The organism is Micromonospora sp. NPDC049645, assembly GCF_040675155.1.
GTDB lineage: Bacteria > Actinomycetota > Actinomycetes > Mycobacteriales > Micromonosporaceae > Micromonospora.
Map to the genome: position 1 here is coordinate 605,297 of NZ_JBFAOI010000003.1, position 15,559 is coordinate 620,855.

Genomic DNA, 15,559 nt, shown 5'->3' on the forward strand with positions numbered 1-15,559 from the left:
GGTGCCGCTCCCGCGGGCGTCGTCGGCCCGACCACGCCAACCCCACCAACCACTGGTACGACCACCAGTGACCACAGTCTTCTTCTCACCACAGCCCCCGCTGAATATAGATTGCCATTGCGCGGGGCAGCCTATACCGACGTTTGGCTATGCGTTGCCGCCGAGCGGCGGATGGCCCGGAGCGGGCAGACGGCCGTCCACGGGACGTGAAATGGACGGCCGTCCGAACGCTCGGCAGCTCAGGACACCGGGGCGATGAAGTATCCAGCCTGGTCGGCGAGGAGGTGAGCGGTACCCGAGCTGTTGTTGAAGACATTCACGTATCCGCCGGCCGCCTTCGACACCACCAGGTTGGAGGCGGTCTCACCGGCCACGAAGTTGACGTTCGACGCGGTCGGCCTCGCGGCCCCGCGCGGGTACGCGGTCAACACGCCCGCTGTCGTCGGCCCGGTGACGGTCAGGTTCAACACGCCGGCGGTCACCGGGACATCGCCCGATCCGCACGACCCCGCGCAGAGCGGCGCGCCGCCCTCGGCGAAGGCCGGGAACGGGCCGGGGCTCGTCGTCCGGAGCCACCCGGAGTTGTCGCGGGAGTCCGCGATCCGGCCCTCCCACGGCACGAAGGTCTGGTCCGCTCCGGAGGCGGCCGAGCCGAAGTAGCCGGCCAGGTCGGCAACGACGTGGGTGGTCCCCGAACTGGCGTTGCGGACCACGACCTTCCCGGCGACCACGGGTACGACGACCAGGTTGGGGATGGTCTGCCGGGCCACGAAGTTCAGGTTCGATGCCAGCGGCACCGGGGAACCGTCCGGGTAGACGGTGAGCACGCCCGCCGTCGTCGGACCCGTCACGGTGACGTTGAGGATCGCGGCGGTGGCGTCGGCCGGCAGCCGCCCGGAGAGGTCCAGCCGCCGCTCACCGTTCGCTGCCAGGGCGACACCGCTTCCGGTACGGGTGTCGAGCACCCGGGTCGGGTCGAGCGCCTTGAACCCGGAACCCTGCCGGCCGTAGACGCCTTGCAGGTCGGCGAGCAGGTGGACGGTGCCGCCGCTGCGGTTGACCAGCCGGACCACTCCACCGTGCACCTTCGTCATGACCAGGTTCGGCACGGTCTCCTTGGCGACGAAGTTGACACTCGACGAGCTGAGCTGACCGCCCGGGGAGCGCACGCTGATGAAACCGGCGGTGGTGGGCGCGGTGACGGTGACGTTGAGCACCACCGCGACGATGTCGGCCGCCGGTACACCGTTGACGGCCGGAATCGGCACGGCGACCTCACCGTTGGCCGGTACCGGGGTGGTGGTGGCGGTGCCGACCGCCGCCCGGGTGTCCAGCAGCCGCCTCGGCGCGGTGGGTGTGTACCGCGTCCCGACCGTCGTGCAGACGAGGTCGCTCTTCGTCTCGGCCCACCGGAAACCCGTGTAACTGATCGCGATGGTGACGCAGCCCTCGCCGGCCTGCCGGAAGGCTGAGTCCACCGAGCGCGCCGACGTGACGGTGGGGTAGCGCTTCCCGTCGAACCGATACGAGATCACGCCGCCCGGTCCGTCCACCGGCCAGGCGAACTGCGGTGTTCCGGTGGCCGTCACTGCGAACGAGTCAGTGCCCGACCGGTGCCGGAGGCCGAACTGCCCGTTCCCGGGGGAACCCTGGGCCTCGACCGCGCCCCGGTCGTGGAATCCGTTGCCGGTGCCGGTGTTCGCCACGGCGGGATTGTCACTGTGCGGGTTGCCGAGCGTGTCGGTACGGGTGACGCCGGGCGCCAGGGCGTTCGCCGAGTCCACGGCGGGTGAGGTGGGACTGACCGGGAAGAAGGTCCGAAGCCCTCCGCTGGTGTTCCCGGCGATCAGCGGGTCGCCGGCGATGTCATGATCGCCCTGCCCGGTCACGGTCCGGAACGACGACAGGTCGGCGTAGGCCGTGCCGGCCCACTGGTAGACGGGACCGCCGCTGATCGGGTCGATCAGGTTGTAATCGGAGACGGTTCCCGTCGCTGGCGGCACGGCGACCGCGATGGCGATCGCATCCTGCGGCGTCGCGCAGGCGCCGTGGTAGATGTTCGTGCGCAGGATGTTGTTCTGGATCGAGAGCCCGGTCGAGGCACCGGCCACGTCGATTGCCCGAACGCAGTTGGTGAGCACCGTGTTGTTGGTGATGACCGTTCCGGGGGCGTCGGTGGCCAGCAGGCCGCCCAGGTGCAGCTGGTTGTTGACGACCACCGTCCCGCCGACACCCGGATCGATCCGGATTGCCGGGGCCGCCATCTGGGTCAGGAACGCCCGGCTGATGGTGACGTCGGTGGACCCCCCGGTGACGTGCACGACCGCCGGGGCACGGAAAGCGTGCGCGGCGATGTCGTTGACCGTGACCCTCGTCGACGCGCTGATCACGATGGGCGCCACCGTGTCCGTGTCCTCCACCACGAAACCCTCGACCACCACGTCGTGTACACCGGTGATCCGGAAGACGGTGCCCACGACGGTGTTGCCGATGTTGCCGACGTTGATGCGCCCAGACACGCCGTTGACGGCGCGGAAGGTGATCGGCGCTCCCTCGGTCCCCGAGCGGGTCACGGTCACCGACTCCGGGTAGTCCCCGGGCTGCACCAACACCGTCTGGCCGGGCTGCGCCACCGCCGCCGCGGCGAAGATCGTGCAGTACGGGGCGTCTTCGCTGCCGTTGGCACCCGACGCGCAGTCCTTGCTGCTGACGTACAGCTCGGTCACCGGGCTGGCCGCCGCTCGGGCGACCGGCGCCGGGGCCGCCGCCAGCGCGGGCGTCACCGGCCCCACCAGGCCCGCACCACCGAGCAGCGGTACGACCGCCAGCCGCGCGATCATCCGTCTGTCCATCACACACCCCCGTGCAAGTCGATCAAGCGAGAGGAGGGTAGCGCGACCCCGAACGATGTGATCAGCTCCGATCGGCCCGGACCCCCGGCCGTTCGGTCTGGGGGTCAGTCGTGCCGTTCGGTGCGCTCGATCTCGGTGAACGCCGCGCTCAGGTAACCGTCGAGCGGGCGGCCCGCCACCGTGAGCAGGTCGGCCACCAACAGTGGGGCGTGCCGGGCGAGCGCCGACGGGTCGGGTGGGGAGTCGTCCTCGCCGGGGTCGTACACACCGAGCGCCCCGGCCAGCAGCACCAGCACGACGTGCGGATCGACGTCGGGTCGCCACGGGGCCGCCGCGCGGACGCACCGCTGGAGCACCTGGCGTACGTCGTCGCCGTCGAGCCCGTCCGGATGGGTCGTCTCCAGCAGCAGCCGCACCACGGCACCGAGCACCAACCCGGAGCGTTCGGCCGTGGCGAGCCGACCGGCAGCCAGCTCGTACGCCTCGGTGTCCTGGTCTTTCGCGGCCTCGACCGCGGCGGTGGCGGCGCCGGCGATCTCGCGGGCGGTTGCGGGCAGGTGTCGCCAGGTCACGCTCACCGGGCCAGCATGGCAGAGCACACCGACAGCCGCCGACACGGTAAACGATTGGCGGATCGTCGGACCCGGCGAACAGAATGCCGGTCATGTTGCGTCGCGCCCTACCCCGCCGCCCGGAAGCTCGCCGGCTGCTCGTCGGCACCCTGCTGTCGGCGATCGGGCGTGGCCTCACCCTGCCGTTCCTCTTCATCTACCTGACCGACGTCCGCGGCCTCACCGACACCCGGGCCGGTCTGGTGATCGGCTGGTACGGCGCGGTAACCCTGGCCCTGTCGCCGCTGGGCGGGACGCTGATCGACCGGTTCGGGGCCCGCCGGGTGGTGCTGCCGTGCCTGTTGATCGAGGCGGTGGGCACCGGCTCGCTGGCCCTGGTCGATTCGAGCGCCTCGGCGTTCGCCGTGATGACGGTGATCGCGGTCGGCAGCTCGGCGATCTGGTCCGGGCAGAACACCATCCTCGCCTCGCTGACCGACGACGGTGAGCGGCAACGCGTTTTCGGGCTGAACTTCGCGCTGCTCAACCTCGGTATCGGCATCGGCGGTATGACCTCCGGCGCGATCGTCGACACCGACCGACCGGGCACCTTCCAGATCGTCTACCTGCTGGACGCGGTCAGCTACCTGATGCCGGCGCTGATCCTGCTCACCCTGCCGGGTGTCGGGCACCGGCTCGGCGCCCGCCAGGCCGCTGACCAACCGTCGCCCGGTGGCTACCTGACCGTTCTCCGGGACCGCCCGTTCCGCCGGCTGGTGATCTTTGGTCTGGTCCTCACCACCTGCGGGTACGCCCAGATCGAGGTCGGCTTCGCCGCGTACGCCGTGCGGGTCGCGGAGGTGAGCCCCCGGGTGGTGGCCTGGGCGCTCGCGGCGAACACCGTGACGATCGTGCTGGCTCAGCTCCTGGTCATCCGTCGGATCGAGGGCCGTAGCCGCACCGCCGCACTGGCCCTCGTCGGGGCGGTGTTCGCCACCGCGTGGCTGGTCCTCGGCGCCGCCGATCTGGTCAGCACCGGGGACGCCGTGGTGGCCGCGCTGTGCGTGGTGGCCTGCTCGGCGATCTTCGGTTTCGGCGAGACGATGCTGTCGCCGGTGATGCCCGCCCTCACCAACGCGCTGGCCACCGACGAGCTACGCGGCCGGTACAACGCCATGAGCTCGATGATCTTCGGGATCAGCGGTGTGATCGGCCCGGTCACCGCCGGCCCGCTCATCGGCGCCGCCGACGGCAAGGTCTGGGTGGCGACAGTGGTCGGCGGGTGTCTGGTCGCCTCGCTTGTCGCGCTCTCCCTGCGTCGACTGCTCAACGCGGAGCAGGACGGCCGGGTGGAGACAGCCCCCACCACCCCCGAGCGAACCCCCACCCCAGCCTGACCCGCACCCCGCACCCCGCGCCCGCGCCCGCGCCCGCGCCCGCGCCCGCGCCCGCGCCAAGATCCACGCAGCTTCCCTGATGTTGCTGTCTCCGACGCGCCGGACGCAGCAACATCCCTGTTGTTGCACGGATCTCGCTCGCGGATCCCGGCAGCGCCGCATGATCGCGCTCGATGCTGGATCGAGTGGTGTCCGCGCGGCCGGAGGCCACTACTTCCAGGATCGAGCGCGATCATGCGACCGAAGGAGCAGGCGGGCCGGTGAGGGGGCCGACGGCGCCGGCGAGCGGTCCGGCGGAGCCGGGGAGCGGGGGAAACGAGGCGGGCCCCGGAGCGGATGCTCCGGGGCCCGACGTCGCGGGGTCGGCCGTCAGGCGGCGGGGACCTCGGCGGTGGTGCGGATCCGGTCCAGCGTCGGTGCGGAGACCGGCGACTGGGCGGTCAGGTACGCCACGAACGCGTCCAGGTCGATCTGGCCGGTGACCTGGTTCGTCCCGGCGGTGAGGGCGCTGAAGCCGTCGCCCCCGCCGGCCAGGAAGTTGTTCACCGTCACCCGGTAGGTGGCGGCGGTGTCGACGGTGGTGCCGCCGAGGGTGAGGCTGCCCCGGACCACGCGGGTGCCGGCGCACGGATCGGCGACCGTACCGGTGGTGCCGTTCGGGTCGACCACGTAGCCCACCGTGGCCGACGGGTAGAGGGTCCGACCGGTCACGAACTGCTGCTCCAGGACGCAGTAGAGCTGCGCGCCGGTCAGGTCGAGCGTCACCAGGTTGTTGGCGAACGGTTGCACCGTGAACGCCTCCCCGTAGGTGACCGGGCCGGCGTCGAGGTCGGCCCGGACCCCGCCCGGGTTCATGAAGGCGGCAACCGCGTTCTGTTCGTCGTCGGTGGCGGCGAGCTGCGCATCGGCGATCAGATTGCCCAGCGGCGATTCGCCCAGACTCGTACCGAAGAGGGTTTCCTGGCTCCGGGTGATCGCCTGGTTGGTCACGCCGACCTGGCGGTCGGCGACCGGGCCGAGCACGGTCTTGTACCGGTCGATCAGGGCGGTCTGCTTCGGGTCCTTTGCCACGTCGCGGGTGACCACGACGTTGTTCGCGGCAGCGGAGAGCACGTCGCCGCTACGGCGGTCGATCTTCAGGTCGATGTCGGTGACCAGGCGGCCGAACGAGCTGGCGCTGGTGACCAGCTTGCCGTTGATGTCGCAGTTGTACGCCTGGTGGGTGTGCCCGCTGACCACCACGTCGATCGACGGGTCCATCCGGTTGGTGATGTCCACGATGGGGCCGGTCATGCCGACGCAGTCGTTGATCCCACCGGTCGCGGCCTGGGAGCCGCCCTCGTGCAGCAGAACCACGATCGCCTCTACGCCCTTGCGGCGCAGCTCACGGGCGTACCGGTTGGCGGTGTCGGCCTCGTCCGCGAAGGTCAGGCCGGCGACGCCCTGCTGGCTGACGATCTGCGGGGTGCCCTCCAGCGTCATCCCGATGAAGCCGACCTTGACGCCCTGCACCTTGTGGATCGCGTACGGCGCCATCAGCGGCTTGCCGGTCGCGGTCTTGAAGGCGTTCGCGGACAGGTACTGGAAACCGGCCCCCCGGTACGGGGTGCCGTCGGCGCAGCCGTCCACCGGGTGGCAGCCGCCGTTCTGGATCCGCAGCAGCTCGGCGGCGCCCTCGTCGAACTCGTGGTTGCCGACGCTGGCGTAGTCCAGTCCGGCCATGCTCAGCGCCTCGATGGTCGGCTCGTCGTGGAACGCGGCCGAGAGCAGCGGGGACGCGCCGATCAGGTCACCGGCGGCGACCGTGATGGTGTTCTGCTTCTTGGCGGCTGCGCGCAGCTCGGCCAGGTGGGTGGCCAGGTATTCGACGCCACCGGCGGTCTGCCCGGCGATGGTGCCGCTGGACCCGCTCGGTGGTTCGAGGTTGCCGTGGAAGTCGTTGAGGGCCAGCAGGGTGACGTCGACCGGCTTCGGCCGCGCGTCGGCTTCCTCTGGGCTGGTGGCGACCGCACCGAAAGCGGCCACCGCGAGCGCGGTCAGGCCGACAGCGGCCCGACGCATCCCGGGTATGAACATGGAACTCCTCGTGAGAATCGGCGCGTACGGTGCCCGGCCTCTGGGTCGACCAGACCGCCGATCGACGCCGTCGGAAGGGTCGCGGTTGGTGGCGGTTGAGCATGACCGCCCGCCTGCACAGCCTCTCATCCGCTGGCCGGCCGGTCGACCCAGGAGGCAGCGCGTACGTCGAGGCCCGGAATCGATCGTCGTTTGCCGCGGTGTGCCGGACAACGTCGGATCCAGGGTCTAGAAAGGACGGGACAGCCAACGCGGACAGGGAGCGGCAAGGTGGACGAAGCGACACCGGTGGAGCAGGTGCGGTCGGCGGATGGCACGCCCATCGCCTTCGAGCGGTCCGGTGCTGGCCCAGCGATCGTCCTGGTCGGCGGCGCGTTCAACGATCGGACCACGACGCGGGCGCTGGCCTCGGCGTTGGCACCGGATTTCACCGTCTTCGGCTACGACCGTCGAGGTCGGGGCCACAGCGGCGACACGCCGCCGTACGAGATCGGCCGCGAGGTCGACGATCTGGCCGCCCTGATCGCGGCGGCCGGCGGTTCCGCCGCCGTCTACGGCATCTCCTCCGGGGCGATCCTGGCCGCCCTCGCCACCGCCGAGGGCCTGCCGGTGACCGGGTTGGTCCTCTTCGAGCCACCGTTTCAGGTCGGTTCGCACGTGGGCGTCCGCAAGGACATCACCGCACAGCTCATCGAGCTGATCGCGGTCGACGACCGGGACGCCGCGGTGGAGGTCTTTCTCAGCGCCTGGGTGGGGCTGCCGGCCGAGTCGATCAGCGGGCTGCGTTCGCTCCCGATGTGGGGTGGGCTGACGGCGATCGCGCACACCCTGCCGTACGACGCGATCGTCACCGCCGGAGGGCATCTCCCCGCCGACCAGTTGGCGGCCATCACCGCGCCGACCCTCGCGGTGGACAGCACGGCCAGTCCACAGTGGCTGCGGGATGCGAGTCGAGCTGCGGCCGAGGCCGTCCCGGGCGGCCGGTCCATCAGCCTCGACGGTGGCTTCCACGAGGTCGAGCCGGCAACGTTGGCCCCCGCGCTGCGCGAGTTCCTGCTCGGTTGACGGCACCAACCCCCGGCCACCCACCCCAGACCCGCCGACCACCGGGCGCCGCCGACCACCGGGCGCCGTTTGCCACCGGGCGCCGCCGACCACTGGGGGCCGTTGGCCACCGGGCGCCGCGCCGGCCACCGGGCGCTGCTGGCCACCGCGCCCGCGCCACGGGCTGACAGCCTGACCGGCGGGTCAGGCGTCGGCCAGCGCCTCGGTGACCAGGGCGGCTACGGCGTCCGGCGGCCAGGCGTCCGCCACCCCGGGCCGGACCGCGAGGTAGGCGGCGATCCGCGCGGCCGGCCAGCCGTGTGACTCGTGCAGCCCACGGGCGATCATGCTGAGGTAGATCGGCGCGGGTGGTCGGCAGCGCACCGCCGACGCCCCCTCGGGCGCGGTGAAGGTGAGCATCGGCACGCCGTCGCGGCTGCCCGGGCAGACCAGCGTCTCGTACCGTCCCGGGCCGAGCATGGCCCGTCCGGTGGCGACGGCGGCGTCGACGGCCGCGCCGGTGGCCGGGATCAGCTCGTCGGTGTCACCCGCCGGGCGGTACATCTCCTGTGCCGCGATGTCGGTGAACTGTTCCAGCGTGACCAGGTAGGCACGCGCTGCGGCCTCGCCCGGCAGGTGCGGGTCGTAGAAGGCCATACCGCCGGTCCACGCACCGGACTCGCCGGCGAAGTAGATGCCTCCGGGCAGCGACACCGGCTCGGACCGGCTCGGTGGGCGCCGATCGCGACAGCCCGGGTAGGTCCGCTTTCCGCCGGGTGGGCAGCCACCGCCGATGTACCAGGCCAGCCGGTCGGCGTGCATGTTCGAGCCGTACGCGGTGTACCAGACCAGCACGACAACGCCGTCAGAAGCCGCAGGTCTGGCCGGCGGAGTGGCTCACCTGCACGGTGTGGGTCACGCAGCCGCCGATCTCGACCGAGTGCAGCAGGAAGGCGGTGGGCTCGGTGACCCAGCCGATCTGTTCGTCGGCGCTCATGGTGAGAGTGCTCTGCTTCCAGGTGCTGGGGGCCACGGTGAGGACCGTGCCCGCGTACGCCGTGGTGACCGGGCGGTGCAGGTGGCCGGCGGCGACCCGTACGACGTGCGGGTGCCGGCCGACCACCTCGGCGAGCGCGTCACCGTCGGCGAGCCGGATCGAGTCGGCCGCGGGGATGCCGACCGCGACCGGCGGATGGTGCAGGAAGAGCACGGCGGGCACCTCGGGGCGTCCGGACAGCACCCCGTCGAGCCAGCCGAGCTGCTCCTCGCCGAGCTGACCGCCGTCGCTGCCGGGGACGAGCGAGTCGAGCACCACGACGGACGCCGCCTCGTGGTCGACGTGGTAGTAGGCCGAGAAGCCGCCGCCGAGCCACGGCGTACCCCCGAAGGCGTCGAGCAGCGACTCCCGGTCGTCGTGGTTGCCGGTGGTCAGGTGCACCGGCAGCGGGAACCGGCCGATCACCTTGCGCAGCGCCGCGTACTCGTCGGGCTGCCCGTGGTCGGCCAGGTCGCCGGTGATCACCACGCAGTCCGGTCGGGGCCGCAACGCCAGCACCCGGCCGAGCGCGCGGTGCAGGGTGGCGGCCGGTTCGGCGGCGAGCAGGCCGGTGGTCAGGTGCGGGTCACTGAGCTGGGCGATGAGCATGGGCTCGCCTCCTCGGCGCCGGGAAGCTCCACGCTATCGCCGGGCGCGCCATCCCACGGGGGCAGCCGCCCACAGGCTGCGTCCACAGCCTGTGGATAGCACGTGTGTACGAAGCCAGGTTGGTCCCGGTCAGCGTGAGTACGCTTGATCGCGCGGCTCGGCGCCGGCCGACCCCTCCCCTACCTGGAACGACGTGCGAGTGGATCATCAGCGAGTCATCCGTGACGTCACCGTCCGCCTGCCGATGGCGTCGAGCACACCGGAGGCGTGCCGGTGGACGGTCACCGCGCTGTCCCGCCACACCCCGGCCACCATCTCCGTGCTGCTCGCGGTCCACGACCGCCTGCGCTGCGTCGCGGCGACCGGAGCCTGGCAGGTCTTCGCCACCGTGCCGGCACGGACCGGCATCGTCGGCCGGGTCTACGCCACCAGCGTCCCCGCCGTCGTCCCGGACGTCACCGTCGACCCGGACTACCTACCGGTACGCCCGGACGTGAGCGCCGAGCTGTGCGTACCCGTGCTGGACCCGGCGGGCCGGGCGATCGGCGTACTCGACCTGCAATGGAGTGAGCCAACCGACCTGGAGCTGTGGCGGGAGACCGCGCAGCGGGTGGCCGACCGGCTCGGCGCGCGGATCGCCGCCCTCGGTGGCCCACCGGCGGAGAGCCGCAGCGAGAAGCTGCTCCGACACGCCGCCGCGCTCTCCTCCGCACCGACCGAGGGCGAGGTGCTGGGCGTGGCGGCCGACGCCGCCCGCGAGGTCTCCACCCTCTCCACCGCGCTGCTGCTGATCGGCGGTCAGCTCGGCCCGTTCCCGACCGAGCCGAGTGACCTGGAGACCCGGATCCGCGCCGAGTTGACCGGGGCGGGTCCGGCCGCCCTGGATCGGATGGTCGACCGGGCACACCGGTACGGCGCCGGCTACACCCTGGGCGAGGCCGGGCATCCCCCGACCGAGGACTACCGTCCGCTGACCCGTGCCGGGGTACGCACACTGGTCGCCGTGCCGGTCGGGCCGACGGACGCCGGTGGCGTGTTGCTGGTCGCCGACGAACGCGCGCTACGTCCGGACCCGACCACGGTCAGCCTCATGGAGTTGCTCGCCGGTCAGGCCTGGACGAGCATCGACCGGCTTCGCACGCTGGCCCGGCTGCGGGAGCAGGCCAGCTCCGACCCGCTCACCGGCTTGCGGCACACCGGGCCGTTCGGGCAGCGGATCGCGGCGGCCACCCCCGGGCGTACCGCCCTGCTGGCGATCGACGTGGACGGTTTCAAGACCGTGAACGACACGTACGGCCACCAGGCCGGCGACCGGGTGCTGGTCGGGTTGGCCCGGGCGCTGGAGGGGGCGCTGCGGCACGGCGACGAGTTGTACCGGATCGGCGGCGACGAGTTCGTCGCGGTGATCGAGGTGAGCCGCCCCGAGGAGGCGGTCCGGATCGCCGAACGGCTCACCGAGGCGGCCCGACGCGTCGGTCGCACGATCAGCGTGGGCGTCGCCCTGCCCCGCCCCGGCGAAACCCCCGACCGCACCCTGAAGAGAGCCGACCAGGCCCTCTACGCGGTAAAGCGCCAAGGCCGCGACGGCGTACACCTCTCCGCCGCCTAACCCCCACCCCCGACCCCCCACACGCCGATCTTGCACTTTCGGTTGGCGTTTTGCCGCCTTGATCCCTTATGCCGCCACAGAAACTGCAAGATCGCCGCGCGGGGGCGGGGCGCGGGGCGCGGCGCGGGGGTGGGGGTGGGTTAGGTGGCGGTGCGGAGTTCTTTGGCTAGGAGTTCGGCGATCTGGGCCGTGTTGAGGGCCGCGCCCTTGCGCAGGTTGTCGCCGGTGACGAAGAAGTCCAGGGCGCGGGGGTCGTCGAGGGCGCGGCGGATCCGGCCGACCCAGGACGGGTCGGTGCCGACGGCGTCGATCGGCATCGGGAACTCTCCGGCGGCGGGGTCGTCGACCAGGATCACCCCCGGCGCGTTGCGCAGCGCCTCGCGGGCGCCTTCGGCGTCGACCTCGGTGGCGAAGACCGCGTGTACGGCCACCGAGTGCGCGGTGACCACCGGCACCCGTACGCAGGTGGCGGAGACCTTGAGGTCGGGGAGGCCGAGGATCTTCCGCGACTCGTTGCGGATCTTCATTTCCTCCGAGGACCAGCCGCTGTCCGCCGGGGAGCCGGCCCAGGGCACCACGTTGAGCGCCATGGGCGCCGGGAACGGGCCGAGATCGTCGCCGACCGCCTGGCGTACGTCGCCGGTGCGTGAGCCGAGCGCCCGATCGCCGGCGACCTTGGTGAGCTGGTCGTGCAGGACGTCGACGCCGGCCTTGCCGGCGCCGGAGACCGCCTGGTAGGAGGCGAGCACCAGCTCTCGTAGGCCGTACTCGCGGTGCAGCGGCGCGACGGCGACGATCATCGCGAGGGTGGTGCAGTTGGCGTTGGCGATGATGCCCCGGGGCCGGTTGCGGACCTGCTCGGGGTTGATCTCCGGGACGACCAGCGGGACGTCGCGGTCCATCCGGAACGCGCCGGAGTTGTCGACGGCGATCGCGCCCCGGCTGACGGCGATCGGCGCCCATTCGGCGGAGACCTCGTCGGGCACGTCGAACATGGCCACGTCGACCCCGTCGAACGCCTCGGGGGTCAGCGCCTGGACGACGAGTTCCTCGCCCCGGCAGCGCACCCGACGGCCGACGGACCGCTCGGAGGCGAGCAGCCGGATCTCACCCCAGACGTTGCGCCGTCCGGTGAGCAGCTCACACATCACGGTGCCGACGGCACCTGTCGCTCCGACCACGGCGAGGGTGGGCAGCGCCGTCATGGGCGCTACCTACCCGTCCCCGCGTAGACCACGGCTTCGGTGTCGCCGCCCAACTCGAACTGGTCGTGGATGGCGCGCACGGCGGCGTCGAGGTCGGTGTCCCGGCAGACCACGGAGACCCGGATCTCGGAGGTGGAGATCATCTCGATGTTGACCCCGGCCGCGCCGAGGGCGGCGAAGAAGCCGGCGGCCACCCCGGGGTGCGAGCGCATGCCGGCGCCGATCAGCGAGACCTTGCCGACGTGGTCGTCGTAGAGCAGGCCCTTGAACTTGACCGACTCCTGGATCTTGCTGAGCGCCGCCATCGCGGTCGGGCCGTCGGCCTTGGGCAGGGTGAACGAGATGTCCGTCCGGCCGGTGCCCTCGGTGGAGACGTTCTGCACGATCATGTCGATGTTGATCTCGGCGCCGGCGACGGTGTCGAAGATCCGCGCGGCGGCACCCGGCTCGTCGGGCACCCCGACGATCGTGATCTTGGCCTCGCTGCGGTCGTGCGCGACCCCGGTGATCAGTGCCTGCTCCACGGAAAGGTCCTCCATCGATCCGGTGACCATCGTGCCGGTGTTGGTCGAGTATGACGAACGGACGTGGATCGGCAACCCCGCCCGCCGGGCGTATTCCACGCTACGCAGGTGCAGCACCTTCGCGCCGCACGCGGCCAGCTCCAGCATCTCCTCGTAGGTGATGTGCCGGATGTGCCGGGCGTTGGGCACGATCCGCGGGTCGGCGGTGAAGACGCCGTCCACGTCGGTGTAGATCTCGCAGACGTCGGCGTGCAGCGCGGCGGCGAGCGCCACGGCGGTCGTGTCCGAACCACCGCGACCCAGCGTGGTGACGTCCTTGGTGTCCTGCGAGACGCCCTGGAAGCCGGCCACGATGACCACCGAACCCTCGTCGAGCGCGCCCTTGAGGCGGCCGGGGGTGACGTCGATGATCCGGGCGCGGCCGTGCACCGAGGTGGTGATCACGCCGGCCTGCGAACCGGTGAACGAGCGGGCTTCGTACCCCAGGTTGTGGATGGCCATGGCCAGCAGGGCCATGGAGATCCGCTCCCCGGCGGTGAGCAGCATGTCCAGTTCGCGGCCCGGCGGCAACGGGCTGACCTGGTTGGCCAGGTCGAGCAGCTCGTCGGTGGTGTCCCCCATCGCGGAGACCACCACCACCACGTCGTCGCCGGCCTTGCGGGCGGCGACGATGCGCTCGGCCACCCGCTTGATCCGCTCGGCGTTGGCGACGGAGGACCCGCCGTACTTCTGCACCACGAGTGCCACGACGGTGCACTCCCTCCCAGCGACCCTGAGCGTGCCGACGCCGCCGGAACCGGGGCCGGCGGCGCGTGTCAGACCCCTTGAGGGTATCCGGCCGGTAACGACGCCGGGTCAGGTGATCCCACCATCCGGCCCGCCCGGGGCCGGCCGGGCCGGTCCCACCAGGTCCGGCGGTACGCGGAGACGCCCCGCCCGACACGCCGGAACGAGCCCGGTACGCCTCGCCCCCCGCCAACCGCCCGCACCCCCCAGAATGGGCCGGTGCCCGTCCTCAACCGCTCGGCCGGCCGTGTGCTCGGGCCGCTCGCCCTCGCCCTGCCGGCACTGCTGACCGCCTGCACCAGCGGGCAACCGCCGACCCCGCCGCCCGCCGATCCGGGGCCGGTCGAGGTGGATGCCGCGCGGGACGAGCTGGCCGCGCTGGCCGCGGCCGCGCAGGACCGTCACCTGGTGGCGCAGTACGTGTACAGCCAGGCGGGCCAACCGGACCGCACCATCGTCTTCACCAGCGCGAACGACGGGAGCTGGCGGGTCGACGTGCCGGGCGGCGCGTTGGGTGGGACCGTCGACGTCTCGATGGCCACCACCGCCGACGGGCTGTTCCAGTGCGCCCTGCCGTCGGCCGGCCGTGCCGAGTCGGCGAGTTGCGTACGCCTGGGTGAACGCGACGACGCGATTCCCCGCCGGTCCGACCCCCGGGTCCAGCACCCGCTCACCGACTGGTTGGACGTGCTCACCGACCGGCGGGCGCCGTTGGCGGTGGCCCCGGCCACGGCGCCCGAGGGCCTCACCGGCACCTGCTACTCGGTGGACTCCACCTCGGCGTCGCTGAACGCCCCGCTGGATGTGGGCATCTACTGCTACGACCGGGACGGCACCACGACCGGCGTGCGGACCGGGGCCGGGACGCTGCGGCTGGCCGCCCCGCCGGGACCGGCGCCGGCCACCGTGCAGTTGGCCGGTCCGGTGGTGGTCGACCGGGAGCCGCTCGACACCGCAGCGCCTCCGACCCCTGATCCCTCGGACAGCCCGGGCGCGGGAACGCCCTGATCTTCGTCCGGTTATGGGTGCCCTTGCCCACATTTTGCCCACCCCACCTAAGCGGCGAATCACCCATACAGGACGATCCGTTCTATGGCCGACCTCACCCCACTGCTTGCCTACCGCTGGAGTCCGCTGGCGTTCCACCCCACCGAGGAGCTGAGCGCGGCCGACGCGTCCTCGCTGTTGGAGGCGGCCCGCTGGGCGCCCTCCCTGGGCAACCGCCAGCCCTGGCGGTTCACTCTCGGCTACCGCGACGACGAGACGTGGAAGCGGATCCTGGTCAACCTCCCGGAGCGCGACCAACGGTGGGCGCACCGGGCCGCCGCGCTGCTGCTCGCCGCGCACGTCGACCCGGACTCCGCGCCGGCCGACGGGATCGCGTACGACCTGGGCCAGGCGGTGGCCCATCTCACCGTGCAGGCCACCGCGCTGGGGCTGCACGTACGGCAGGTGCTGACCGTGGACCGCGCCGGACTCGCCGCCGACCTGCACCTTCCCGCCGACGTGCGGCCGTACGCGGTGCTCGTCGTCGGGCAACTCGGCGACCCGCTCAGCCTGCCGGCGGACCTCGTCGCCGAGGAGACCGGCCTGCGCCGCCGCCGACCGTTGGCCGACCTGCTGCTCGGCTGACGATCGTGCTGCTCGGCTGACCGGCCGTGCCATGACCCCGATCCCACAGTCCGGACCTGCCTTTCCACCCTCCGTTCCATCACGTAGGGTGACGTGGTCATGTGGCAGGCGCTTCTCCTCCTTAGCCGCCGCGACGAGGCCTGACCGGCCGGCACCTCGTCGCGGAGTCGCATCGCGCCGTCCAGCACATCTGAGTTTCCTCTCGGCACCGCCGCGCATCGACGCCCGGCATCTCGCC

At 72.0% G+C, this 15,559-nt stretch carries 12 protein-coding genes; 5 read left to right on the top strand and 7 right to left on the bottom strand.

Annotation, left to right across the window (positions count from 1 at the left end):
* Window positions 1-239: 239 nt before the first annotated feature.
* Together AB0J33_RS11415 and AB0J33_RS11420 are read right to left on the bottom strand one after the other, a co-directional pair.
* On the bottom strand, window positions 240-2,840 hold the full coding sequence (locus AB0J33_RS11415; protein WP_363612301.1) for a hypothetical protein: 2,601 nt from the start codon (window positions 2,838-2,840) through the stop codon (window positions 240-242).
* Between the two features lie 116 nt (window positions 2,841-2,956).
* Window positions 2,957-3,430: a hypothetical protein gene (locus AB0J33_RS11420; protein ID WP_363612303.1), complete on the bottom strand. Its 474-nt coding sequence runs from the start codon at window positions 3,428-3,430 to the stop codon at window positions 2,957-2,959.
* A gap of 86 nt (window positions 3,431-3,516) precedes the next feature.
* Between AB0J33_RS11420 and AB0J33_RS11425 the strand changes: the two genes are divergently transcribed.
* Entirely contained in the window at window positions 3,517-4,800 is a 1,284-nt protein-coding gene (locus tag AB0J33_RS11425) for an MFS transporter (RefSeq protein WP_363612306.1), read from the top strand.
* Between the two features lie 369 nt (window positions 4,801-5,169).
* Here AB0J33_RS11425 and AB0J33_RS11430 read toward each other — a convergent pair whose 3' ends face one another.
* Window positions 5,170-6,876 (bottom strand): bifunctional metallophosphatase/5'-nucleotidase, encoded by a 1,707-nt coding sequence (locus tag AB0J33_RS11430; protein ID WP_363612308.1) that lies wholly within the window; start codon window positions 6,874-6,876, stop codon window positions 5,170-5,172.
* A 270-nt stretch (window positions 6,877-7,146) separates the two neighbouring features.
* On the opposite strand from AB0J33_RS11430, the gene AB0J33_RS11435 reads away from it, so the two are divergent.
* A complete protein-coding gene (locus tag AB0J33_RS11435; RefSeq protein WP_363612310.1) occupies window positions 7,147-7,941 on the top strand; it encodes an alpha/beta fold hydrolase in 795 nt (264 codons plus the stop codon).
* A gap of 183 nt (window positions 7,942-8,124) precedes the next feature.
* Here the strand turns inward: AB0J33_RS11435 and AB0J33_RS11440 are convergent, their stop codons facing one another.
* Both AB0J33_RS11440 and AB0J33_RS11445 read right to left on the bottom strand, forming a co-directional pair.
* Window positions 8,125-8,775 (bottom strand): histone deacetylase, encoded by a 651-nt coding sequence (locus tag AB0J33_RS11440; protein WP_363612312.1) that lies wholly within the window; start codon window positions 8,773-8,775, stop codon window positions 8,125-8,127.
* 10 nt (window positions 8,776-8,785) lie between these two features.
* Window positions 8,786-9,565, bottom strand: coding sequence for a phosphodiesterase (locus AB0J33_RS11445; protein ID WP_363612314.1), 780 nt, complete (start codon window positions 9,563-9,565; stop codon window positions 8,786-8,788).
* Between the two features lie 199 nt (window positions 9,566-9,764).
* On the opposite strand from AB0J33_RS11445, the gene AB0J33_RS11450 reads away from it, so the two are divergent.
* Entirely contained in the window at window positions 9,765-11,174 is a 1,410-nt protein-coding gene (locus AB0J33_RS11450) for a sensor domain-containing diguanylate cyclase (protein ID WP_363612316.1), read from the top strand.
* Between the two features lie 140 nt (window positions 11,175-11,314).
* Here AB0J33_RS11450 and AB0J33_RS11455 read toward each other — a convergent pair whose 3' ends face one another.
* Window positions 11,315-12,379 (bottom strand): aspartate-semialdehyde dehydrogenase, encoded by a 1,065-nt coding sequence (locus AB0J33_RS11455; protein WP_363612318.1) that lies wholly within the window; start codon window positions 12,377-12,379, stop codon window positions 11,315-11,317.
* A 5-nt stretch (window positions 12,380-12,384) separates the two neighbouring features.
* Window positions 12,385-13,650, bottom strand: a complete 1,266-nt coding sequence (locus AB0J33_RS11460; RefSeq protein WP_363612320.1) for an aspartate kinase — start codon at window positions 13,648-13,650, stop codon at window positions 12,385-12,387.
* Between the two features lie 258 nt (window positions 13,651-13,908).
* On the opposite strand from AB0J33_RS11460, the gene AB0J33_RS11465 reads away from it, so the two are divergent.
* Window positions 13,909-14,697, top strand: coding sequence for a hypothetical protein (locus tag AB0J33_RS11465; RefSeq protein ID WP_363612322.1), 789 nt, complete (start codon window positions 13,909-13,911; stop codon window positions 14,695-14,697).
* An 84-nt stretch (window positions 14,698-14,781) separates the two neighbouring features.
* Window positions 14,782-15,321 carry a nitroreductase family protein gene (locus AB0J33_RS11470; protein ID WP_363612324.1) on the top strand — a complete coding sequence of 180 codons (540 nt, stop codon included), beginning with the start codon at window positions 14,782-14,784 and terminating at the stop codon, window positions 15,319-15,321.
* The last annotated feature ends 238 nt before the right edge of the window (window positions 15,322-15,559 follow it).

What these genes read in the sequence shown, in the direction of transcription:
- AB0J33_RS11425 (WP_363612306.1), top strand. Translation starts at nt 3,517, where the DNA reads ATGTTGCGTCGCGCCCTACCCCGCCGCCCGGAAGCTCGCCGGCTGCTC.
- AB0J33_RS11470 (WP_363612324.1), top strand. Translation starts at nt 14,782, where the DNA reads ATGGCCGACCTCACCCCACTGCTTGCCTACCGCTGGAGTCCGCTGGCG.
- AB0J33_RS11455 (WP_363612318.1), bottom strand. Translation starts at nt 12,379, where the DNA reads ATGACGGCGCTGCCCACCCTCGCCGTGGTCGGAGCGACAGGTGCCGTC.
- AB0J33_RS11445 (WP_363612314.1), bottom strand. Translation starts at nt 9,565, where the DNA reads ATGCTCATCGCCCAGCTCAGTGACCCGCACCTGACCACCGGCCTGCTC.
- AB0J33_RS11430 (WP_363612308.1), bottom strand. Translation starts at nt 6,876, where the DNA reads ATGTTCATACCCGGGATGCGTCGGGCCGCTGTCGGCCTGACCGCGCTC.
- AB0J33_RS11415 (WP_363612301.1), bottom strand. Translation starts at nt 2,840, where the DNA reads ATGATCGCGCGGCTGGCGGTCGTACCGCTGCTCGGTGGTGCGGGCCTG.